Here is a 22,551-nt window from a genome sequence, read left to right on the forward strand (position 1 = left end):
GGGATTCGGCCACTCGCCCGTAGCACCCAGATACAAAAATGGGTGCTCATGCGATTATCCTAGCAGGTCACAGTGGGTGAACCTGCAGGAATCATCTGCCCACCATCTAATCGCCATTGATGTCACTCCCGGCATGACTGAGAAGTACCGAAACGAATGGACGGCCGTCGCGGTCGGCGTGCTCTGTGGTGTCGGGGCGGTTCGGGGTGCCCCTCGCATGGGTCGTCCGGGTAGGTTGCGGGGTCTGGAGTTCGTTCTCGGTCGGGGTGGCTGACGCGTGTCGAGCATGGAGCAGGTCATCGGGGAGTTGCGGGCGCTGACGGCGGGCGTCGAGCGGGCTCGGGGTCTCACGGCGGCGGTCGACCGGCAGGCCCAGGAGATCGCTCTACGGGCCGCTGCCGCAGGCTTCGCCGGCGTCGCTGCCGGGATCGCCCGGGTGCGGGCGACGGTCTCCACCATCCAGGGCGGGCTGGGTAGCCTCGCCGCGGCGGTCGGGGAGGCGACCACGGCCGCCGCAGCGGTTCCCCGGCAGGCCGCTACGCAGGAGACCATCGCCGCGCTCGCGCCGGTGCGGCAGCGCATCGCCGCCGCCCGCGAGGCCGCCACCGCGACGATCAGCCACCTCGACGACGCCCGGCACCTGGTCAGCGTCGTCCTGCAGGGCGGGCAACCGGGCCCGCTCCTGCAGGCCCTCGACGGCATCAAACAGGTCCTCGTGCTGCTCGTACACCGCGCCAACACCGCCGGGCAGGCCGTCGAAGCGGCCACCGGCCAGGCCCGGCAGCTCGGGGCCTCGGGAAACTGAGCGGGGCTGACCGGCACCCACCGGCCAGCCCCACCCCCGCCGCCAACACCGACCCCTATCCCGCCGAGCCCGGCCACGCCCGGGTTCCGGGTGAGGTGTTTCCGCCGTGGAGCCGGCAACCCAGCGGCGTCCCCGGCGGCACGCCGACCGGCCCGCGTACCAGGATCGGGCCCAAGGTGGACGACAGCACCCGGCGGGCCCTGGAGCTGGAGAACGAATGCGCCGACAGCTTGGCCGTCAAGGGCTACCGGGTGCACCAGAACCCCACCCCAGCCGAGACCGGCGACGCCCGCGAGCGCACCGGTGACCACGGCAACCCGGACAAGGACCCCGACTACCTCGTCGAAGGCCACGTCTTCGACTGCTACTCCCCCGGCGCCCGCACCTCCGTGCGTAACGTCTGGAGTCAGGTCCGGGAGAAGATCGACGACGAGCAGACCCAGCGGGTCGTGGTGAACCTCCAGGATTGGGAAGGCGACATGTCCGCTCTGCGACGCCAGTTTGACGACTGGCCCATCGACGGGCTGAAGGAACTGGCCGTGGTGCAACCCGACGGTACGATCCAACAGATCATCCGGCGACACTGAGCAGAGGCAGGCGGACATGGGCGTCGAGTTCCGGCTGATCCTCGCCGGCAATCCACCCGTCGACGAAATCGCCGCCCTCACCGCCGCCTACCCCGACGAGACACCGCGACCGACAGCGAACCCGCGGCTGTTCACCGCCCGCCTCTACGACCAACGTGGCTACGCCATCACCGTCCGCGCCGGCACCCACGGCTACTACGAAGCCGAAACCGACGACGGCACCCGCTGGGAATGGGAACCCGACACGTACGTCAACATCACCTTTTCCCCCCACGCCGACGACCTCGCCGACAAAGCCATCCCCAACATGATCACCACCGTGTCCAGGGTCCTAGCCGGACGAGAGGGGGACGCCGCCCTCATCCAGGACGGCAACCACCTTCTCCTGACCCGCACCAACGGCACCATCCACCTGCACCACCGCACCGACTGGTGGGACCATTACCACCTCACCCACCTCATCACCGACTGAACCCGCCCCCGCTCCGCCACTGTCCCCTGCCCGGCACCGGACCAGCGTTCAGAGGTCGCCGCTGACCGGGGACATCTCCCGGGTCACTGCCACAGCCGGTGACAGCGAGGGGGATGTGAAGGCGGGCCCCGCGAGGGCACTTCACTCAGGCACATCACGGGTCATGGACGGTGGTGGCGGCTACGCGTGGACCGTGGCCTGGCGTTGTCTGAGTCGTTCGAGGAGCCGAGCCGGTGTGGCCCCGGGAGCGTGTTTCTGTCGGGCGAATCGTTCGAGCACGGCGACTTCGGCGGCGGAGTCGCCCAGGCTGGCGAAGATGATGGCGGCCCTCTCGTAGTACCAGGGAGCCACCCCGTGCCCGCTGATGCGTGCGTCGTTCTCCACCGCGTCAATGCACCGGACGGTCAGGAGCAGAGCCGCGTGAACATCGGTCTTCTGCATCGTCGTGATCTGGTCGGTGAGGGTATGCGGCTGCTGGCCGTCGACCAGTCCGTCCGTCGTGGGCGCACACCACAGCGGTAGGCCGGTGCTGTCCGACCAGGTGCGGCCGTCTCCAGCGCTGGCCCTCTCGGTCCAGCCCTTGCCGTCCCAGAAGCGGTAGGTCCACCGCCCGGACGGGTCCAGGTACCAGCCGGCGACGACCTGCGGTGAGCGTGGGGTGGGCACGGGTGCCGCGGCGGCCGGTGTCGGCTCGGCGCGGGACTCGTGCTGTTCCGCGCCCACCGTGGCGGCTCCGGGCTGGTGGGGTGCCGGGGAAGGCGTGGCGGTGGTCCCCAGCATGTCGTCGAGGGTCAGGTCGGAGCGGATCGGTATGGCGAGTTCGCGTGCTCGCGCGACCTTCGCGTCGTCCTGGTCGGCAGCGGTGATCACGGCGACGACGTTGCGGGTCAGGTTCGACGCCAGGACGAAACCGGCCTGGGTGAGGCGGTCACGGACACCGGCGGACACGGACGGGCTGCACCAGACGCGTTGCCCCTTCTGCTTGATCGCCCGGGTGCGGTGCGTGGTTTCCGCCTCGGGCGCAGTGAGGTCCGCGAAGTAGTCCGGTTCCCCGAGAAGTCGCGCGGCCGTGACGAGTTGCCGGTACTCGGTGCTGGTCAGGATGTCATCGGCGAGCGCAGCGTCCCGCAGTCCGTCGAGGTAGCGGTGGTGCAGGTCCCGTACCTGTTGGGCGCCCATACCGGACTGCCCGGCCAGTCGGGCCAGCGCCTTGGCCTCGACGCCGGTCAGCTTGCCGTCGCTGAGGGCGTCCCCTACGGCGGCGAGGTACGCCTCGGCGGACGCCGGGTCGGTGTCGCTGGTGGAGTAGGGCAACTTGCCGAGTAGCGACTGGATCCACCCGTCCGTGCCCTTGCGTAGGCCGGTGACCCGGGTGCGGGGCTGGGCGTGGCGGGGGTAACGAGGCAGTGGTACAGGCGCGGACGGGAACCGGAGGGCAGGTGCCTCCGCCAGGAGCCGGGTGAGGAGTTGAGCGGTCGCCCGGGTGTCACCGAGAGCGGTGTGGGCGTCGTGCAGCTCGATGCCGTACGCGGCGCAGCAGGACACGAGCTGGAAGTTCGGCGCGGCCAGGACCTGTCGGGCCAACCGCAGGGTGCACACCGCCGGCAGGGGCGCGGTGTCGATGCCGGCGCGGGCGAACTCCTGCGCGATGAAGCCCTCCTCGAAACGGGCGTTGTGCGCCACCGCGACAGCACCGTCGAGTCTGGACAGGATCTCCCCCGCCACGTCGGCGAAGGTCGGCGCTCCGGACAGCATGTCGGCCGTGATGTGGTGGACGAACGTCGGGCCGGGGTCGCGGCCTGCGTCGATGAGGGTGGCCCACTCGTCGACCACCCGGCCTCCCTCGACGCGGACCAGGGCGATCTCCACGATCCGGTCGGACGTCGACGACAGCCCGGTGGTCTCCACGTCCACCACCACGAACGGCGCGTCGCCCAGGTCGACACCTCCGCTTCCGCCTGCTGACCCGAAGGCGAACAATCCGACCGACGACATCCGTACCTCTCCAAATCCACGATTCCGCTGGCCCGACCCGCCCGCACCAGTCCCGGCTGTCCACGATCCCGGCACGTCAGGTGATCGCGCCTGCGTGCTCCTGCGCCTGGGTGAGGCTCTGCCGGTACTCCAGGGCCTCCGGGACCTCCTCGTACTGCAGCAGGCTGCCGGTCAACGCCAGCAGATGCTCCTTGGCCTCTTCCGGGGTGGCGTAGAAGAACTCGCGACGGTGGTTGACCAGGTTGACCCGCCGGTCGGCCAGCCGCGCGTGCATCTGCGCCTCGATGCCGACCGCGTCTTCGGAGAAGAACAGGGCGTGGACGTCGAAGTTGAAAGGCACCGAGGCGTCGCTGAGTTCACGCACCCGGTCCAGCGGGTCCAGCCGGCGGGTCATGCCGACCTTGACCATCTTCTCGCCGAAAGCGCCGAGGTTGGAGATCACGTACACGTATCCGGCCCGCACGTTCGCGGCCCGGTGGTCGACGTCCTGGATCGCGGTGTCGATCTGGGCCAACCGGTCCTGCATCTGGGCGACGCCGTCGGCATCGCCCTTGGCCTGCAGAGCGGCCAAGGCGTTGGCGTAGTGCTGGCGTTCCTTGTCGAGCCGGGCGCGTTCGCGTTCGATCTCCTGCTGCGCGCGTCGCTCCTCGCGCAACCGGGCCTTCTCCTCCCGCTCCCGCTCCTTCTCCTCGGCCAGCTTCTCCTGGTAGTCGGCGGTGAGTTCCAACTCCTTGATTCGCAGCCGGTGGTAGTCCTCGGCGATCCGGATCTGCATCGTCTTGCCGAGCTTGGCGATCGTGGCCGCCACCTTCCCCAGCCGGTCGACGGCCGAGTCGAGCTTGTACGGCTTCAACCCGCGTACGAGGTTGTCCGCCTCGGCGTTGTAGGCGCGGAGCATCAGCTTGGAGAAGTCCCGGACCATCGCCCGGCCCTCCGTGACCGAGCCGTTGACCGTCCAGCCGGTAGCGGCCTTGACCGCGCCGCCGTCCTTCCTGGCCATGGCCTTGATCTGGTCCTGGATCCGGCTGAGCTGGCTCTGGTAGGCAACCGCGTCCGACAGAGGGTGCCGGTACTGGTAGACGCCAGCCTCCTGCAGCAGCGCGGTCTCCTCGGTGACCACGATCTGCTGCCGAAGCCCACGAAGGCGGCGGTCAAGCTCGACCTTCTGCGCCTTGCCCTTCGCCGTCAGGTCGGCGAGCTCACGACCGAGCCTGTCCCGCTGTTGCTCCAGCTCCATCACGGACAGCATGCCGAGGCGCGACATCTCCGCCCGCAGCCCCGCCAGTTCGGCGTGCGCTTGCTCCAGTTCGGCGCGCAGCCGCGTACTCTCCGCGGCCAGTTCACGCGCCTTGCCCCGGGCGCCGAACAGGGGAATGTCCGGATCACTGACGGTGCGCTGTTGCGGGACGACGGCAGGAGCACTGGCAGTCTGCGTGGCTGCCGTCATGGGTGCCGCCGGGGCCGGAGCCGGAGTGTCCGGAAGCCACAACTGCCAGCCCGGCGGAGGAGGGCCCCAGGAGGGATCCGGTGTCCAACCCGACGGTGGCACCCACCCAGCAGGAGGCGTCGGCCAGTTCGGTGGTGCGTTGAAGCGGTATCCCATTGTTCCCCCAGGCATCACAACGGCCCGACGAAACTAGCGCCGCGGCCCACGGGCGGACATCGACGACTCAGACCGGCAGTTCAGCCCGTCCAGACGGCTACGAATACCCAAACGAGGAGTTCAGTCCGGTTCCCGACGAAAGCGAGCATTGCTGCGGAACGGGCAGGTCAGCAAAGGACACGTGGGCAGCCCTCCTACCGCATGCACCGATGACCGGTCCTGTCAGAGGTTGACAGGATGAACGGGGGTTCGATCGGCCTGACAGTCGAGATCTGAGTGGTGCATGTCATCCACGGCATGCCCGCCCGGTGGGGACCATTCCTTCCGGCGGGGCCCGTGGTCCGGTAATGGAGGAGCGCCCCCACCGGACCACATCCCCCTCGCCCGGTCCCCACCGTGGCGGCCCGCACAGTCTTGTGGAGGGTCGCGATGCACACCACTCTCGCTGTCCTGTCCGACCTCGCCGCCGCAGGCCAACCGTTGGCGGCGAACAGCATCAGCCAGGTCATCTCCAACATCACCGACTGGATCATGGGCATCATCGCGCTCGTCGCGACGATGTTCCTGGTCATCGGTGGCCTGCGGTACATGGCGGCCGGGGGCGACCCGGCCCAGGTCCAGCAGGCCAAGGGCAACTTCAAGTCGGCCCTGATCGGCTACGCCCTGGCCGTGCTGTCCCCGGTGGTCCTGCAGGTGCTGCAGGGCATCCTCGGCGGCTGAGGCGGCCACCGGTGATGGTCAACGTGCTGATGGACGACCTGATCAGCTGGCTCGCCGAGACGGTCATTGCTCTTCTCGGCGGCCTCCTGGCCTTCCTGACCTCGTCCATCTTCGTCTCGCCGGACGTCACGATCCTGCCGCAGGTGCAGTCGATCGCCGAGCAGGGGTCGCTGGTCGTCAACGCCTGCTTCGTCCTCGCGATCGTCGCCGCGGGCACCGCCACGATGGTCGGCGACTCGGTGGAGACACGCTACAGCGTCAAGCAACTGGTGCCCCGGCTCGTCGTCGGGTTCGTCCTGTCCGCGTTCGCGGTGCCACTGAACGGCGCGCTCACCGACGTCGCGAACGCCCTGACCGTGTCGATGGCCGGCGAGGCCGCGCCGACCACCGTGGCGGTGACCTTCGTCCAGGCCCGCATCGCCTCGGCGATGACCGACGAGGGCACCGCGCTCCTCACCGTCGTCATCGGGCTACTCATCGTCGTGCTGATGCTCATGCTCGTCGGCGGTTGGATCGCGCGCGTCGGGGTGCTGGTCGTCCTGGCCGGGATCGGGCCGGTGGCCCTGGCCTGCTACGCCACCCCGTGGACGCAGGCCGCCGCCGAGCTGTGGTGGCGAAGCCACCTGGGCTGCCTGGCCACACCCACCCTGCAGGCGGTCGTGTTCTCGGCGGGCATCGACCTGCTGATCAACCCGGAGTCGAACCTGCCGATCCTGCTCGGACTGCCCGGGTCAGACACGCTCAACCTCGTGCTCATGGTCGTCGTGCTCTGGACCACGGTGAAGATCCCGACCCTGATGAGCCGCTTCGTCGGGCAGCAGGGCGGCCGGAGCCCCAACGTCGTCGGACTCGTCGTGCGCACGGTAGTGGTGAGTTGGTTGAACGGCCAGGATTCAATGTCTGACAGCGAAGGCGTACAGGCCGGCTGCGCCGCCGACGAAGAGGGTGTGTCCGTCGGGGCTCCACGCGCAGCTGTAGCAAGCGTGTTCCAGGCGTATCATCCCCAGGGCCCGACCGCTGGCGGCATCCCAGATCCGCACCGATCCGTCATCGTCGCCGGTGGCCAGCCACGCCCCGTCGGGAGAAACCGCCGCCGCACTCACCGCGTCGGTGTGGCCGACCAGCTCGCGGAGCTGCTGGCCGGTCGTCGTGTCCCACATCCACACCGACCCGTCGGAGTCGGCAGCGGCCAGCCACGTCCCGTCGGGGGGCGACCGCCACGGCTACCACCCCCCAATTCACGCTGGTGTGGCCGGCGAGTTCGTGGAGCGGTTCGCCGGTGGCTGTGTCCCAGATGCTCACCGACCCGTCGTCTCCGCCGGCGGTGGCCAGCCAGGAGCCGTCCGGGGCGACCACCACCGCCCTTACCGGGGCGGGGGCGTCGGTCAAGATTAGAGGCCGCTGGCTGGCGGCGGTGTTCCAGATGCGTACCGTCCCTTCGAAGAAGCTGCTGGTGGCCAGCCAGGAGCCGTCCGGGGCGACCGCCATCGCCTCCGTCGTGCCGCTATAGCTGGTGAGCTGGCGGATCTGCCGGCCGGTGGCGCTGTCCCACATGGCTACCGTCCCTCGTTCGCTGCAGGCGGCTAGCCAGGAGCCGTCCGGTGCGACTGCCACCGCTACCACCTCCGTCTTCATCGGGGCCGGTGTGACCGGCCAGGTGCGGATGGGCTGGCCGGTGGCGCTATCCCAGATCCGCACCATCCCATCGCCGCCGCCGGTGGCCAGCCAGGAACCGTCGGGTGCGACTGCCACGCTCCTCACCGGGCCGGTGTGACCAGTGATGGGTTTGGGCTTCTGGCGGGTGGCGGTCTCCCAGATCCGCACCATCCCGTCGGTGCTCGCGCAAGCGAGCCACGAGCCGTCGGGTGCGACTGCCACCACTTCCACTGGAACGGGGTGGCCGGCCAGGGTGCGGATGAGTTGGCCGGTGGCCCTGTCCCAGATACGTACCGTCCCGTCGCGGCTGCCGGTGGCCAGCCAGGAACCGTCTGGTGCCACTGCCACCGCCTCCACCGCCTCCTCCAGCGGGTCGGTGCGGCCGACCACCTGGCGGATCTGCTGGCCGGTGGCGCTGTCCCAGATGCTCACCGTCCCGTCGCGGCTGCCGGTGGCCAGCCAGGAACCGTCGGGCCCGACCGCCACCGCTGCCATAAGGGAGGTGTAACCGGCCAGGTCGCGGACCTGCTGGCCGGTGGCGGTGTCCCAGATGCGTACAGTCCCATCGACCCCGTTTCCGCAGGTGACCAGCCAGGAACCGTCGGGTGCGACCGCCACGCTTGTCACCCGGCGGTGGTAGCCAGCCAGGTCTCGGATGGGCTGGCCGGTGGCGGTGTCCCACATGCGTACAGTCCCGTCGTTGCTGCCGGTGGCCAGCCAGGAACCGTCCGGTGCGACCGCCACACTTGTCACCGGGCCGGTGGCCAGGTTTCGGATGGGCTGGCCGGTGGCGCTGTCCCAGATCCTCACCGTTCCGTCGCGGCCGTCAGTGGCCAGCCAGGAACCGTCGGGTGCGACCGCCACGCACCAAGCCCCGACCAGTTGGCGCACCTGCTGACCGGTAGCGCTGTCCCAGATCCGCACCATCTCGTCGTCACCCGCGGAAACGAGCCACGTCCCGTCGGGGGCGATCGCCATCGCATACACCGGGCCGGTGTGGCCCGTGATGGTGCGGCGTTGGGCAGGGTCCGGCACATCCGGCAACGGCCAGCGGTTGATCAGTCCTGGAAGCGGCACGCTACGGGCCAGGCTGTCGGCCTGCTGCGCCCAGTCCGGGTCGTGGGCCACGCGGCCGTAGAGGATGTCCAGACGCGCGTGCGGCGGCTCGGTGGGCGTCAGCAGATGCGCCGCCTGGTCAAGAATGCGCTGGAGACGCAGGGTGCGGGGTGTGTCTGCCCGCGCAAGGTCCACTGACGGTGCGACGGGGCCGTCCGACTGGTCGAGGCGGGCGCCGACCCACCGCAGGTCGCCGGCGACCTGTTCGGCGTCACGCCCGGCGGCGCGCAGGTGTTCGATCAGGTGGTCCCACAGGTAGCGATCGGTGTCTGGCAGAAGCCACCAGGCCACCATCCGACCGTCACCAGTTTTCGACCAGGGCGGGGGTGGGGCGGTGGGAAGGTCAGCGGCGATCGCGTCGAGCAGGACCTGATGTAGGCGTCTGACCTTGCTGCGGCCGAGCTGCTCGGTCAGATAGTCACGCACCACATCGTGCAGCTCGACTGCCCCACCATCCTCAGCCGCCGTCACGGTCAGCAGCGCCAGGTCGGCCAGCCGTGCGCACAACGCGCCAGCTGCAACCGCGTCCTCGCCGGCGGTGGCCTGCCACAAGGCGGCCACCAGGCGCACCGGTATGGTTTCGTCTTCGGCGAAGATCGCCACCTCGGCCAACCGGTCCCGGTCGCAGTTGGCCAGCAGGTCCATGCTGGCCTGGATGGTGGCCGTCACCGCCCGCGCCCGCTGTGCGGGATCACCCACATCCAAGACGTGGTCGACCGCCCCGGTCACCACGTCCACCAGCAGCGCCCCCTTCCGACGCAACCGGTCCAGCAACTGCCCGGCAGCGTCGGTGGCGTCGCCGCGTACACGGCTCTGGTCAGCCAGGATCTTGTTCACCAGACGCAGCAGCAGCGGCCACTGCCCGGTCTCGGCGAACAGACCCTCGACGATCGTTGCCGGTAACGGCGGCAGATTGGCACACAGCAGCGCCCGCGCTTCCACCGGCGACATCTGATCGACCTTGACGATGGCGGCCTGTCCCACTAGCGACGGCACCCGGGTGGTCACCAGCCGCACAGACGCCCCCGCCATGGGAAACGCCTCTAGCTGGTCGTCGAACCACACATCGTCGAGTACCACCAGCCGTCGTCGCCCGTCCTTCAACACGGCCGCCAAATGCTCGGCGGCCTGCCCCAGGTCCGTGAACGGCTGTGCCCGCTCCGGGTCGATCCGGCGGACCAGGTCGTTGACCTTGCCCATCAGTCCCGCCCGGCGGGCGTCACGACCCACTGTCACCCAGTACACGTGACCGCCGAAATGCTGGAGTACCCGTTGATCGACGCGCACCATCCGCGCCAGTGTCGTCTTGCCGAACCCGCCTGCACCCTGCAACGCCGTGGTCACGCCTACCGTGCCCACGCCCTCGGCAAGTACCGCCTGCACCACCTGGTTGACCTCGTCCGGCCGGTCCACCACCCACTCAGGTAGTCGCAGCACCGCGGGCACCGACTCGGACGGCCTTTGGTCGATCGGCCCCTGCCCGGACAGCCTTGGCTCGGAACGCTGCTGTGTCCACCACAGCAGCAGTCCCGACGCGGCCACCGCGAGCGTCGCTCCAGCCGTCCACCACCACGGATGCCGCTCAAGGGCCGGCAACCTCGACGCGGTACCACCCGTCGCCACGTTCACCGCCACCGCGACAAGCGTCGTCGCGACGGTCGCCAACACAGCGGCCATCGCAACCAGCACGACCCGGTGCCATCGCACCTGCCTATCTCCGGTCAACCACGCCATAACACCGCCCATCGCACACAGCGCCACGAGTCTAGAGTCACTCACCGTTCCCTAACGGAGAACGCCGTTCGCGTCCAGAGGCGACGGCTTGGGCTTGGGCCGGAAGGAGTTGGCGACCTTCTGCCGGTGAATGTCCTGCGTCCCGGCGTCCGACGGGACGCACCAGCACCCCGCCCGGGTGCGTGCGGGCACCTGCACGTGGCGCAACCAGTTGTAGATTGGGCTCGTGCTCGCCGGGGTGCTCGCGGTCAGCGGCACGCCGGTGGACGGGTCGCCGCTGCACGCCACCGGCCTCGCCCTGGCGGGGCTGACCGCGGTCGCGGCTGCGGCCTGCGCCGCGCAGATCTTCCCCACCCCGCCACCACACCGCACCCGATCTCGACCGCCTCACCGTGGTCAAACGCATGAGATCCTTCGGCTTCACCCTCGACGAGACGCGTCCTTGCCATCCTCGACACCGACCGGGCAGCCCGGCCCCGCTCGGTCCAGCCACGAATATTGTGAGTGGCCGAGTCTCACCATCCACAGGGTCGTTAGCCGTCTATATCGATGCAGACGGCTGTGACGCCGTGTGTGGGGAGGTTTCTGATGCAAGACGCGCCAGACCTCGACAGCCCCGGCTTGCTCGACATCTGGGCACGGCAGCCGAACCGCCGAGGCCGCCAGCGGCCGCAGCTACGGACAACATCACCTCCACCCGGCATCCACTTCGCCTTCTACGGCCGGATGTCCACCGTCGACTACCAAGACCGGGCGTCGTCGTGCCGATGGCAGCGCGACTACGCCGAGGACCTGGTCGCCGGTCATGGCCGGATCGTGGTCGAGTTCTTCGACGAGGGCATCTCCCGCCGGGTGGCCTGGCCGGACCGGCCGCAGGCGGCACGACTGCTCGCCGCGGTGACCGACGCGGCACGCGGGTTCGACGCGATCGTCGTCGGTGAGTACGAGCGCGCCTTCCATGGCCAGCAGCTCGAACGGTTGACCCCTATCCTCGTCCGGCACGGCGTGCAGCTGTGGTTGCCGGAGACCTACGGGCCGGTCAATTTCGAAAACCCTCGACAGCTGGCGCTGCTGGACCTGCTCGGCGTGCACTCCCAGCGGGAGGTGTCCCGGGCCCGGCACCGCACCACCGCCGCCATGCGCGCCCAAACCGAGCTCCACGGCCGGCACCTCGGCGGCCGACCGCCCTACGGCTACCAACTCGTCGACGCCGGCCCACATCCGAACCGCGCCCACGCCGCCTGGGGACGACGCCTGCACCGCCTGGAACCCGACCCGGCCACCGCACCCCACGTGCGCTGGATCTTCGAACAGCGGCTCTCCGGCCGCAGCGTGGCCAGCATCGCCCGCACCCTCAACGACACCGGCATCCCGTGCCCCTCGGGCGCCGACCCGGCACGCAACCCGCACCGCAGCGGCCACCACTGGACGCTGACCACCGTCGCCGCGATCCTGGCCAATCCCCGCTACACGGGCCGCCAGGTGTGGAACCGGCAACGCACCGACCACGACGACCTCACGCCCGATGGGACCGCCGTGCGGCACCGCGAGGTCCAGCGCTGGAACGCTGCCCCGCAGTGGGTCATCTCCCGCCAGATCGCCCACCCGCCGCTGGTCACCGAGGAGCAGTTCATCGCGGCCCAGGCGATCCACACCGCGCCGACGCCAACTGACGGCGCTCCCCGCACCTACCTCCTGGCCGGCCTCGTGTGCTGCGGCGTCTGCGGCAAGATCATGGACTCCCACTGGGTCCACGGCCGACCCGGCTACCGCTGCCGCCACAGCCACACCAGCAGTCACACCAAAGCATCCCACCGCCCGAAGACTCTCTACATCCGGGAGGACCATCTCCTCGACCGCATCCGCCACGAACGCGGACTTCACCGCCACCACCCCGCGCTGCGCAGCCCTGACCCGGTGAAGGTCGCCGCCCACCTGCGGACGAACAACATGATCGTCGTGTGTGACCAGCACACCTGGACCATCGAGGCCAAAACTGCGATCTACCCGCTCACCCCGGCGAGGAGCTTCCTCGCCACGACAGGAAGAATCCCCGCCCAACGGGACGGGGATTCCACGAAACGCGAAAAGGAATCACGCTTCGTGGGGAAATAACGTGTCCGAGGGGACTTGAACCCCCACGCGTAGCACCCAGATACAAGAATGGGTGCTCATGCGATTATCCTAGCAGGTCACAATGGGTGAACCTACAGGATTAGCCGGAACGATCGCGTTCACGCGTAACGCGAGCAGACCGAGGATCCGCCGCTGCTTGGGTCCGTTCGGGCCCACGCCACTGACGGCCGGGCCGAGCCAGAATCCACCGAGCACGTCGAGGTACATCAGCACACCTCCCGATCGATACGGCGCCTCCAGCCGGAGCCGAGCGCATTCGGGCCCACTGGTCTATATTTCCTCGACGGTCCGCGTGTTGTCGCAGCATCACTGGAGGTGACCGGCTCGTAGCCCTGCGGCTCGTGCCGAGCCGCCAGCTCGAGCTCACGCAGCTCCGCATTCACTTCCTTCAGTCGCTTGGCAAGATGCGGTGCGATGCTCCTCAGAGCGGCTGGGTCCTGCCGCAGGTTCAGATGCTGAGACCACAGCACGGCGCGTCCTTGGTCAATCAGTTCGACTGCTCCACCTAGGCGTCCAGCCAGGATTTCGCAGGCACCGCCATCGGAGCCCAGCCCCGCCCGCTCAGCCAAAAGCCGCTCTCGGGCGTCGCGAGCGAGGCCGAAAGACACCAGCTCGGACTGCAGTACCAACGCCAGCCGGTAGGCTTCGGCCGCTGCCTCCGGCGCCGCACCATCGACGGCCAACTCACCCCATGCAATTGCAGCGTCCATGCGAGCGGAACGCGGGCCGTTGCGATCCTGCGCCGCTGCAGCAAACTGCCGCATCGCCACGTCCCTCGCAGCTTCGTCGTGTGAACGCAGGAATAGAGACCGTTCGGCGCTGGCCAGGTTGAGCTTGCGCCCCATCGCCTCGGGATGGCTGTCCGGTGTCATCGCTACGGCGCGCCGGTTGGCCTCCAACGAGCGTGTCAGCAACTCCGGGTCTTCTGTTACGTCGGCGAGCTGCTGTAGCAACACTCCGAGGTTTGACAGCCGGCCTGGCATGTCTGGGTTCGGCTCGGGAGTCGCGTTGACGGCCTGCTCGCAGATCTGCACCGCAAGCCGCAGCGTCTCGGTCGACCTGGTGACCTCGTGAAGAGCCTGGAGTGTCCCGCTAAGGTTGGAAAGTCGGCCCGGTGTCGCCGGATGTCGCGGCGGAGTCGTTGAAACAGCCTCGCGCGCCGCGACGACCGCGTGGCGGGCGTCCGCGCCGCAGTGAGTGGCTTCGAACCGACGCTGTAGTGCGAGTGAGAGGTTGGTCAGGGAGGCAGCCCGGCCGGGATGGTCGAGGGGGGTTGTGTCGACCGCCTCAGCCAAGAACGTGATGGCCGAGTCGAGGTCGGCCAAGTCAGCACGCCACCTGTAGCGGTCTTTGAGCGCCAAGCCAAGATTGGAGAGGTAGGCAGCACGTGAGGCGTGGTTAGCAGGCGTAGCCTGCACAACCAACTGGCCTAGCTCCACCGCGCGGTCGAGGTCCGCGCGATCGCCGTGCTTAGAGAAGCGCTCGTGATGCAGCAAGCCAAGAATCGACCGGCACTCCGTCCGCAAGTGACTACTCGCCGGGGATTCGTCGACGGCTGCGGCTGCGACCTTGATCGCCTCGTCGATGTCCTCCCTCGCACCCATCACCGCATGGCGCGCACTCAGGGCGAAAGTTGCCTGTTGAAGGACTACGGCATCCTGGCGGGCGCTGTGTGCGGCCATCCTGACCACCTCCCGAGCTGCCTGGACCGCAGCGTCGAGATCGTGCCGATTCGCCCTGTGTTGAAATCGCTCCAGCAGCGCGATACTCAACCTCGACATACCCACCACGGCGTCGTGACTGCCCCGGGCTGCGGCTCGCACGCTATTCTGTGCCGCTGAAACGGCAGCGTCTAAGGGTCCGTCGCCGGTGCACTCCCACCGTCGGCAGTATGCCGCGCTGAGACGCTCAAAGTACATCGATATGAGCGGATCACCCTCGCAGGCTTCACGGGTGGCTGCATCTGCGGCGTCGATGGCACGGTCCAGGTCATCGCGGCTACCCAGACGGTCGAATCGCGACAGTAAGGCATTACCCAAGCTGGATTGGATCATGGCGTGATCACAGTGTTGACGTGGTGAGGATTTCGCGGCTTTGGTCAATGCATTCACAGCACAGTCAAGATCCGCCAGGTCGCCGGTGAGCTCGTACGACTGCTGCAGGGCGCTGGCATGGTTGTGCAGAGCCAACGATCGCTCCAGCAGGTCGCCCTTGGCGGCCTCAAGTGCCACTTGCGTCGCCTGCAGGGCTTGATTCAGCAGCGACTGGTCCCCGGTGTTGAGGTACAAGGCTATTGATCTCGCAAATACGTCATTCAAGTACCTTGCCCGGGGCGAGTAGCCTTCCATCGACGCCTCCTTGAAACGCTCGATAACCCCCTCTTCAACAGCCCTGCCAGCAACTGAGGGCACTAGATCCACTGCCAATTCCTTTCAGGCACACCACAGCCCTCTGCGATGCATCGATGTACACCGATCAATTATTGTGCATAGATGGCCCAAACTCCGGACCACGCTTTCCGAGAACTCGCCCAACCGGCTCGAACCTTGAGTCGATCGGCCTTGCCAGCAGCCCGTATCGCTCGCGTTCTTTTGCAGTCAGCGCACGAGGTTCACCGCTTTCGCTCGAAGCTTGCGCAGGATCTTCGTGCACGTCCCAGCTCAGGATCGTGCCGTCGTCGTAGGCGACGATGAGAAACTCTTGCCAAGACAGGCTGCGCACTATCCCGTCTCGTAGGTCGAGCACAGCGAGCGGCCGTTCGTCTTCGGTGTGCCAGATGTAGAGCATCCGGTCGTCACTGATGCTCGCGAGCCGATTCCCGTCGGGTGACCAACTGAGGTGATGGACGACAGCTGCATGGCCGACGCAGCGCATGCCGATGCACTGCTGCCACACGTTCCAGATCTCGATCTGGTTGCCGACGGCGGCGGCGAGTCTGGCGGAGTCAATCGACCAGGCCAGGGCCCCCGCCTCACCTTCCCCTTCGGTTCGCCATTGATAGGCGAGGGTGTAATCGCCTCCTCGCCATAGGCTCACGTTGTGTTTGCTGACGACCGCCGCTATGAGGCTTGAATCCGGGGACCAGGCAGCCGTTCCCGAGCTTTCCTCACCTCCGTCGAGAACTGCTAGGCGCTGCGCTCTACCCACGTCCCACACTGAGAGGGTGGGTGGTGTTCGGCCGAAGAAACAATGCGTGCGGACGACCAGCCGTGAGCCGTCGCCGGACCAGGCGAGTCCGTAGACCCACGGTAGCGGCATCGAATGCGCTCTGCGTTTCTGGGATGGTCGCGGACGAGCGCCCCACTGTGCTCGCAGGACACCGGACCGTGCGTCCCACACCGTGACCTGTTCTTGCGTGGCGGTGGCAACCATGTCACCCAGCGGCGAGTACGCAATCGACATGCAGTCGTCGTCTCCGAGCCTCAGTGGCTGCGCCACCTCGTCCGTCCCGATGATCTCTGGCGTCGTTCCCGTCCGCTCTATGGCGGCTCGTTTGAGGTCCGGCGACCAGGAGACTTTTCGCAGGCTTCCGGTGGGCAGGCGGCGGAAGCTTCGGCCTACAACATCCCAGATCTCCACCTTGTAGCCTGAGCTTCCCAGCCCGATTCGCTTGCCGTCGGAGGACCACGCGATCGTGCTGATCTGGTGAGGGCGGGCCCGCCGCTCGACTGTCCGTCCGGTGGTGACGTCGATCAGCGCCACGCGGTGTTGATGCCGTGTTCGACGCACGGCGTAGGCAATGACATCCTCGAGGGGCGACCACCTGATTGCTTCGGCTAAGCCGGGGGGAGCGCTTTCGCCGGCCTGGCCCGTGTCGGTGTTGACGATCCACAGGGTGCGGAGTTCCCGTGCCAGGATCCCAGAGCGACGCATTGAGAACGCCGGAGCGGCTGAGACCGCGAGGCGGATGCCATCGGGCGCCCAGCACAACACCGGGTCTGACCACGATACCTGCTTTCGCAGGATCTCCGACGTCTGCTCGCCGATGCCGATCACGAGCAGCAGGTTGTCTGAGGCGATGGCCAGCCGGTCACCTTGAGGAGACCATGCCGTGGCGTGAACACTCGTGGCAGGGATGCTCGTGACCAACCCTGGGACGCCATCATCCAGGCGATAGATGTCAACGGCTCGGTAGTCGAACGTTCCCGCGAAGCACGCATCACCGCCCCACGAGAACGAGTCGAACGACGCTAGGCGACTCCCTCTTCGCCTGCCCAGGCTACGGCCGTCTGAAACGCGCCACAGCATGACACCTCGATCGTGCTCGGTGAAGGCAAGGGTTCCGGTGGCACTGAGCAGGGTGCGACCGCACGCTTCTGGGTCAGTGGCGAAGGCGACCCCGGTGAGGCGGCCGGTGTCGTCCCAGGTGCAGACGCGGCCCGTCTTATCGGCGGTGCGCAGTCCCTGGTTATTAGGGAGCCAGACTGCGGAGGCGATGCCGGTGGTGTGTCCGATGGCGAGGCGCCTTGTTCGCGGTCTGGCGGTCAGAGCCCAGAACGTCATCGTCGCGGCCGGGGTGGGTGGCAGCTCGTGTAGCGCGGTGCGGGCGAGCGCTACGGCCAGTTCGTGGTCTTGTCGGCGCACCTGTTGCGCGAACTCGGCCACTCGCTCGGACTGTCGGGTGCGGTCCTGGTGATCGGTCTCTTCGGAGGCGTCGAGTAGGTGGCGGGCTACGGTGGAGAGGGTCACCTCGGCTGCCAGCGCGAGGGCATCGGCGAGCGTTTGGCCGCGCAAGAGGTCGTCTGTCTGTGGGTTGGCTTGCCATGCTGCCGCACGGTGTTCGAGCCGGGTGATGCGGTGCAGACGCTCCTGGTTGGTAGTGATGAGGTCGGTGAGTCGGTGCCACTGGCGGAACAGTGCGTCGTGGGTCAGTTCGAGGCAGGTGCCGTCATCGACATCGATGATCAGACGGGCTGCCCTGAACTCCTCAAGGATGCGGGCGGCGGTGGTATCGAGGTCGGCTCGGCGGATCGTCCGTCGTACGGCTTCCTTGCCTTCCAAGCCGACGCCGCGCAACAGAGCGGAGTCGACGGCGTGTTGGGGGTAGCGCACGGTAAGGGATTCGTAGATCTGCTCGGCGTGAGCTGCGATAGCGCCACCCACCTCGCCGGCCTGTTCGTATTGGGCCACCGTGACGTGTTGGCGGTCGGACTGTAGGTGCAGACGTTGCAGCAGGTGGCTAAGCAGGGGAAGCGCATCACCGATCGTAGCGTCGGCGGTCATGCGGTCGATGAGGTCGTCCTCGAACGTGAGTCCTGCAGCCCGTGCTGGTCCCGCGATGGCCTGTCGGATGCGGGCCGGATCCAGCAGACCGATGGCCACCGGCCGGGTGATGAAGCCGGCTTGCTGCTCGGTGAGTCGGCGGCGGTACTCGGGCCGGATCGCCACCAGCAAGCGCAGTTCCGGCAGCACCGTCAGCGCCTGCGTCAGCATGCTCCACCACTGGGCCCGATCTTGCTCATCGGTCAGGGTGTACAGATCCTCGGCTTGATCGACGACGAGCAGCACAGGTCCGCGGGCGACGCTGAGGAAGCTCGGCACAACCTGCAGCGGGGCTTCCGGAGAGGCGGCTTCCTCGCGCAACAGCCGCGCCGTCTGCAGCACAGCGGCCGGGCCATCCGCCAAGGCTACGGCGAGGCTCATGAACGGATCAGCAGCCGGGCGAATCGGACCCACCACAGTCCACCGCCGTGGTAGTCGAGCGATGACGCCGGCGCGGATCAGCGATGACTTGCCCACTCCCGACGGGCCGACGATAGCGACAATCCGCGTCGCCGGCGCCGCCCCCGAGCGCTCCAGCCGCTGCAGCACGTCGTTTGCCTCGCGGTCGCGGCCAAAGAACACACCCGCGCGCTCCACCGTGAACGGCGCGAGGCCAGGGTACGGGCTTTCCGCGCTGCGCCACGTGATCGCCGTCCGGCGGTGCAGGAGGTACCGCCAGCCGAGCCACAGAACGACGCAGAGCGGAAGCCACAAGTAGGCGAAGTCAAGGACAAACCGCCACGGCCCACGCCAGCTGTCCGTTCGCGCCGTCACGATGTTGATAGCCAAACCGACGGCGATCGTACCCAGCAGGGCACCGGACTCGCGACGGTACTCCCCTGGCGCCCGCCCCACCTGATCATCGCACTACGAGAAGGTGCTGCTCGCCAGCGCGTGACGGATAGCCGACAGAGACACCAGCGTGGCCGGGACTGGACTCAAACCCTGACTTGGCTTAACAGCCCGGAGTCCGATCCGCAGCGGCACTGCGCGCCCGATGGCTCGCAGTGTGACGTGCTGCTCTCCCTGCGGTTGATCGAATCACCCACCGCCGCAGCTGCCTCATGACGTGATGGGTTGCCACGGCTCGCCGAGGGAGACACGACCGGAAAACGTCGATCTCGCGCAGGTGGGCGTCGTGTCAGTACGGCCGGCAGGGGCGGCAGAGGCGTCGGTGCAGCTTCCGAATGGTGGCACCCACCGCAGCCGGTCGGCGGCCCGCCGAGGCACCCGAGCGTCGTCCCCGGGAGTGCGGCGATCGCGAACATGGGCGACTTGCGCCACAGGACCGCCGGGGTCGGGACCGGTGCGAGGGACATCGCCTCGACCTCGACGTCGATGCGCGCTTGGTCGGCGGCGACCTTCAGGAACACGTCACCGACGCACAGCGTCACGCGCTCGGAATGGGTGACGACGACATCAATTTCCTGAGTGGACGGCCGATATGCCGGGGATGATCTCGCCGCAGAGTCCCCATCCTCGGGGGCAGCCCATTTCGGGGTCAGGTCCGCCCGCACCTTCGTTGTTCTGGGCGGTAACGACCTTCGGAGTCTGCAAATGGCGATGTCAGACGGTGCCGCTGAGTTGCCGCTGGCCCAGATCGGTCAGCCGATGCCGCACTGCCCGGCCATGCCGGAACGGCTTCGCGCCGGGCAGCTGCGGAGTTGGTTGCGTGGGCGATGCCCGAGCGAACATAGTGGATGGCGATGACCTGGGGCGACGCGGCAGCGACGGAACGGGCGGTGGCCGCCCTTCCGGCCAATTCTCGTGCCCAGGCCCGGGAGCTCAGCGAGCTGTCCAACCGCTACGCGGAGGAGGGCCGTTGGCAAGAGGGGTTGGCCGCCGCGGAACGGGCTGAGGTCGTTCTCCGGGGACTCCCGACCCTCTCCCGTGAACACCGGGAGGACCTGGCCGTCCTCCTCACCAACCTGTCGAACCGGTTGGGCGACCTCGCGCGTCCGGGCGACGCGCTCGGCCCAGCCCGTGAGGCGGTGCTCATCTTCCGGGAGCTCGCCGACGGCAGGCCGTCGCCGGACGTGGCCCTGTCGCTCAACAACCTCAGCATCTGGCTGTCGGAGGCCGGTCGGCGGACGGAGGCGCTGGTCGCGGCACGCGAGGCGGCAGACATCTACCGATCCTGCGCGACTCGGGACCGGCGCTGTCGACCGCAGCTCGCCGCCGCCCTGAACAACCTGTCCAATCGGCTGGCGGAGGCCGGGTTTCCCGGGCAGGGGGAACAGATGATCACCGAGGCCGTCGAGATCCGCCGGAAGCTGGCGCGGAGGTCCCCGCGACAGCACGGCGCGGACCTCGCCAGCAGCCTGAACAACTGGGCGTACCGGTTGATCGATCTCGGCCGTGGCGCGCAGGCGCTGCCGGTCGCCGACGAGGCGGTGCGGCTCTACCGGAAGCTCGCGAAGACGCAGCCGAGCCCGTACCGAGGTGACCTGGCCATCGCCCTCGACACGGTCGCCGCCTGCTTCAGCCTGGTCGGCAGGCACGACGACGCGGCGACCGCGTCGGCCGAGTCGGTGGCCATCTACCGGTCCCTCGCCGCCGCGCTTCCCGGCGCCTACGACACCCGGCTGGCGTTCGCGCTGCTGGCCCGGGGTCGTCTCCGCTTGGCCGCGGGCGATCACACCGATGCGCTGCTGGCCTTCTGCGACGCCGAAGGGGTCCGCACCGGTGACCCGATGGTCACGGTGGAGGCGGCCCGGGGCACGGGGGCGGCCTGGTATGGCCTTGGCGGGTTCGCCGACGCGCTGGTGGCGTACCGGCGGGCGGTCACCAGCCTCCCCGCGACGGCGGCGCGGTCGCGGCTGCGTCGGGACCGTGAGCTGGGTCTCGGGGAGCTGCGGGACCTCGGTACGGATGCCAGCGCGGCGGCGATCCACCAGGGTGAGCTGCCCCAGGCGGTGGAGTTCCTCGAACGGGCCCGGGGGGTGCTCGCCGCCGCCCAGCTCGACCTACGGGTGAGTGTCGCGCGGTTACGGGCGGCGCACCCGACGACCGCCGCGGCGTTGGACGAGCTGCTGCGCCGGACCGACGTCCTGGACCGGGCGGCGCTTCAGTCGCCGGGGCCGTGAGCGGGCGGTCGGTGAGCCCGACGGCCGGCGCTGGTTGATCATCTGCGGGGGTGGGCCGGGTAGGCTACCGGCTGTGTTGACGGGCCTTGACGCTGCCCGGGAGCATCGAAGGTGCCGCGTTCCGTAGCCATGGTCACCGATCCCGGAGGTGTCGCGTGCTTGCCAACATCGTCGCGGGCCTGATCACCGCCGTCCTTCTCGCCCTCGGCGGCCTGCTCTGGCGGCACCGAAGGCACCTCGGTCTGCTGCGCGCCGCCGTGTTCCCGTCGGGGCGGCTACGGGTGTCGGTCGCCGCCCTGCTCCGGATCAAGGACGACGACGGCTATGTCCTCTTCCATCACCCGATCCGGCCGCACACGTACGGCCCACCGGGAGGGGTGGTCAAGTATCGGGGCGGGGCTCGGAAGGCGTTGGACGCGGTGGGTTTCGTCGACCAGCGCCGCCCCGCCGGGCGGGCCTCGGCGATGAGCCACGATCTGCGCGGTTTTGTGCCGTCCCGGCACGGCATCGGCTTCCTTCGCTGGTATGGCCGAGGCGACGACCGGGAGTCGGGGTCCGAGTGCCTGCGCCGCGAGTTGCGCGAGGAACTCGCCGAGGTCGGGCATCCCGCGTTGGCGCCGCTGACCGAGCACCTACGGTTCGAGCTCGTCCGCACCGTCTCGGAGGGGCCCCGGCCCACGCCGGGCAAGCAGTACTCGACGCTCCGCTCGTTCGAGGTGTACGACGTGGTGCCCGACACACCCGAGGCCACAGAGCTGGTACGCCGCCTCGTCGCGCTCGGCCGCGATCCGGCGGAGACGCAGATAGTGCTGGTCAGCGCCAGTGACATCGAGGAAGGCCGGAGCGGAGCGCACCTCATCAGCCCGCAGTCGGCTTTCCTCCTCGGCAACCGGCGCATTCACCAGGATCTACCCGCGCTGAGCTGACCCCACCGACGGCCGTCGACCAGGTCGGGCCGGGTGGCCCCGCAGCGCACGACGTCCGGTCCGGTCGGTCCTGCGCGGACGGTCAGGAGCCGGGTTCCATCGGGCTGCCGGACAGGTCGCACATCGGTCGTTCGCCCGGAGCGTCGGCTTGGGCGCGGCGGGCGCACCTGCGGATCGGGCACACGTAGACCGCCTCCCCGGCCGCCCCGATCTCGGGGCCGTTCACGATCCGGTCGTAGGCGGCCTCCCAGGACTCCTTGACGACGTCCCGCTCGTCGCGTTCGCGCTGCCGCATCTCCTCATGGAGCGCCTGCCAGTCCGGCAGCGCTCCGTCCGCTCCAGCCCGCTTCGTCAGCTCGTGGAACCGATCCATCTGTTCGGTCCGGTACGCCCAGCGCCGAAGGTCGGGAAACGTGTCGCAGATGACCGCCCAGCTCTCGCTCGGCACTCGGG

General features: G+C 68.5%; 14 protein-coding genes and 1 pseudogene. 7 read left to right on the forward strand and 8 right to left on the reverse strand.

Features of this window, described 5'->3' with window-relative positions:
* Positions 1-277: 277 nt before the first annotated feature.
* The 3 genes from ACVMYR_RS32365 to ACVMYR_RS32375 all read left to right on the forward strand — a co-directional run bounded on the left by ACVMYR_RS32365 (position 278) and on the right by ACVMYR_RS32375 (position 1,864).
* Positions 278-805 carry a DUF6244 family protein gene (locus ACVMYR_RS32365; RefSeq protein ID WP_457123616.1) on the forward strand — a complete coding sequence of 176 codons (528 nt, stop codon included), beginning with the start codon at positions 278-280 and terminating at the stop codon, positions 803-805.
* A 176-nt stretch (positions 806-981) separates the two neighbouring features.
* Positions 982-1,392 carry a CdiA C-terminal domain-containing protein gene (locus tag ACVMYR_RS32370; RefSeq protein WP_457123617.1) on the forward strand — a complete coding sequence of 137 codons (411 nt, stop codon included), beginning with the start codon at positions 982-984 and terminating at the stop codon, positions 1,390-1,392.
* A gap of 16 nt (positions 1,393-1,408) precedes the next feature.
* The gene (locus ACVMYR_RS32375) at positions 1,409-1,864 is read left to right on the forward strand and encodes a SitI3 family protein (RefSeq protein WP_457123618.1); all 456 of its coding nucleotides are present in this window, start codon (positions 1,409-1,411) and stop codon (positions 1,862-1,864) included.
* Positions 1,865-2,044: 180 nt separating this feature from the next.
* Here ACVMYR_RS32375 and ACVMYR_RS32380 read toward each other — a convergent pair whose 3' ends face one another.
* Together ACVMYR_RS32380 and ACVMYR_RS32385 are read right to left on the reverse strand one after the other, a co-directional pair.
* Positions 2,045-3,859, reverse strand: coding sequence for an exonuclease domain-containing protein (locus tag ACVMYR_RS32380; protein WP_457123619.1), 1,815 nt, complete (start codon positions 3,857-3,859; stop codon positions 2,045-2,047).
* A 76-nt stretch (positions 3,860-3,935) separates the two neighbouring features.
* The gene (locus ACVMYR_RS32385; RefSeq protein WP_457123620.1) at positions 3,936-5,306 is read right to left on the reverse strand and encodes a DUF4041 domain-containing protein; all 1,371 of its coding nucleotides are present in this window, start codon (positions 5,304-5,306) and stop codon (positions 3,936-3,938) included.
* A 585-nt stretch (positions 5,307-5,891) separates the two neighbouring features.
* Here ACVMYR_RS32385 and ACVMYR_RS32390 point away from each other — a divergent pair.
* On the forward strand, positions 5,892-6,182 hold the full coding sequence (locus ACVMYR_RS32390; protein ID WP_457123621.1) for a pilin: 291 nt from the start codon (positions 5,892-5,894) through the stop codon (positions 6,180-6,182).
* Between the two features lie 250 nt (positions 6,183-6,432).
* On the opposite strand, the gene ACVMYR_RS32395 is transcribed toward ACVMYR_RS32390, so the two are convergent.
* From ACVMYR_RS32395 to ACVMYR_RS32405, 3 genes and pseudogenes are all read right to left on the reverse strand, one after another.
* Entirely contained in the window at positions 6,433-6,648 is a 216-nt protein-coding gene (locus ACVMYR_RS32395; protein ID WP_457123622.1) for a hypothetical protein, read from the reverse strand.
* Between the two features lie 427 nt (positions 6,649-7,075).
* A complete protein-coding gene (locus tag ACVMYR_RS32400) occupies positions 7,076-7,375 on the reverse strand; it encodes a hypothetical protein (protein ID WP_457123636.1) in 300 nt (99 codons plus the stop codon).
* Between the two features lie 106 nt (positions 7,376-7,481).
* A pseudogene (locus ACVMYR_RS32405) lies at positions 7,482-10,700 on the reverse strand (NB-ARC domain-containing protein); the annotation flags it as partial.
* Between the two features lie 576 nt (positions 10,701-11,276).
* Between ACVMYR_RS32405 and ACVMYR_RS32410 the strand changes: the two are divergent.
* Complete coding sequence (locus ACVMYR_RS32410; protein WP_457123623.1) at positions 11,277-12,803, forward strand: recombinase family protein; 1,527 nt, start codon at positions 11,277-11,279, stop codon at positions 12,801-12,803.
* A 227-nt stretch (positions 12,804-13,030) separates the two neighbouring features.
* Here ACVMYR_RS32410 and ACVMYR_RS32415 read toward each other — a convergent pair whose 3' ends face one another.
* Both ACVMYR_RS32415 and ACVMYR_RS32420 read right to left on the reverse strand, forming a co-directional pair.
* Positions 13,031-15,172, reverse strand: a complete 2,142-nt coding sequence (locus ACVMYR_RS32415; protein WP_457123624.1) for a tetratricopeptide repeat protein — start codon at positions 15,170-15,172, stop codon at positions 13,031-13,033.
* Positions 15,173-15,299: 127 nt separating this feature from the next.
* The gene (locus ACVMYR_RS32420; protein WP_457123625.1) at positions 15,300-18,875 is read right to left on the reverse strand and encodes an nSTAND1 domain-containing NTPase; all 3,576 of its coding nucleotides are present in this window, start codon (positions 18,873-18,875) and stop codon (positions 15,300-15,302) included.
* Between the two features lie 917 nt (positions 18,876-19,792).
* Here ACVMYR_RS32420 and ACVMYR_RS32425 point away from each other — a divergent pair.
* A complete protein-coding gene (locus ACVMYR_RS32425) occupies positions 19,793-21,172 on the forward strand; it encodes a tetratricopeptide repeat protein (RefSeq protein WP_457123626.1) in 1,380 nt (459 codons plus the stop codon).
* A 155-nt stretch (positions 21,173-21,327) separates the two neighbouring features.
* Entirely contained in the window at positions 21,328-22,098 is a 771-nt protein-coding gene (locus tag ACVMYR_RS32430; protein WP_457123627.1) for an SMODS-associated NUDIX domain-containing protein, read from the forward strand.
* 82 nt (positions 22,099-22,180) lie between these two features.
* On the opposite strand, the gene ACVMYR_RS32435 is transcribed toward ACVMYR_RS32430, so the two are convergent.
* Positions 22,181-22,546, reverse strand: a complete 366-nt coding sequence (locus ACVMYR_RS32435) for a hypothetical protein (RefSeq protein WP_457123628.1) — start codon at positions 22,544-22,546, stop codon at positions 22,181-22,183.
* Positions 22,547-22,551 lie beyond the last annotated feature (5 nt).

Source organism: Micromonospora sp. PTRAS2, assembly GCF_054052245.1.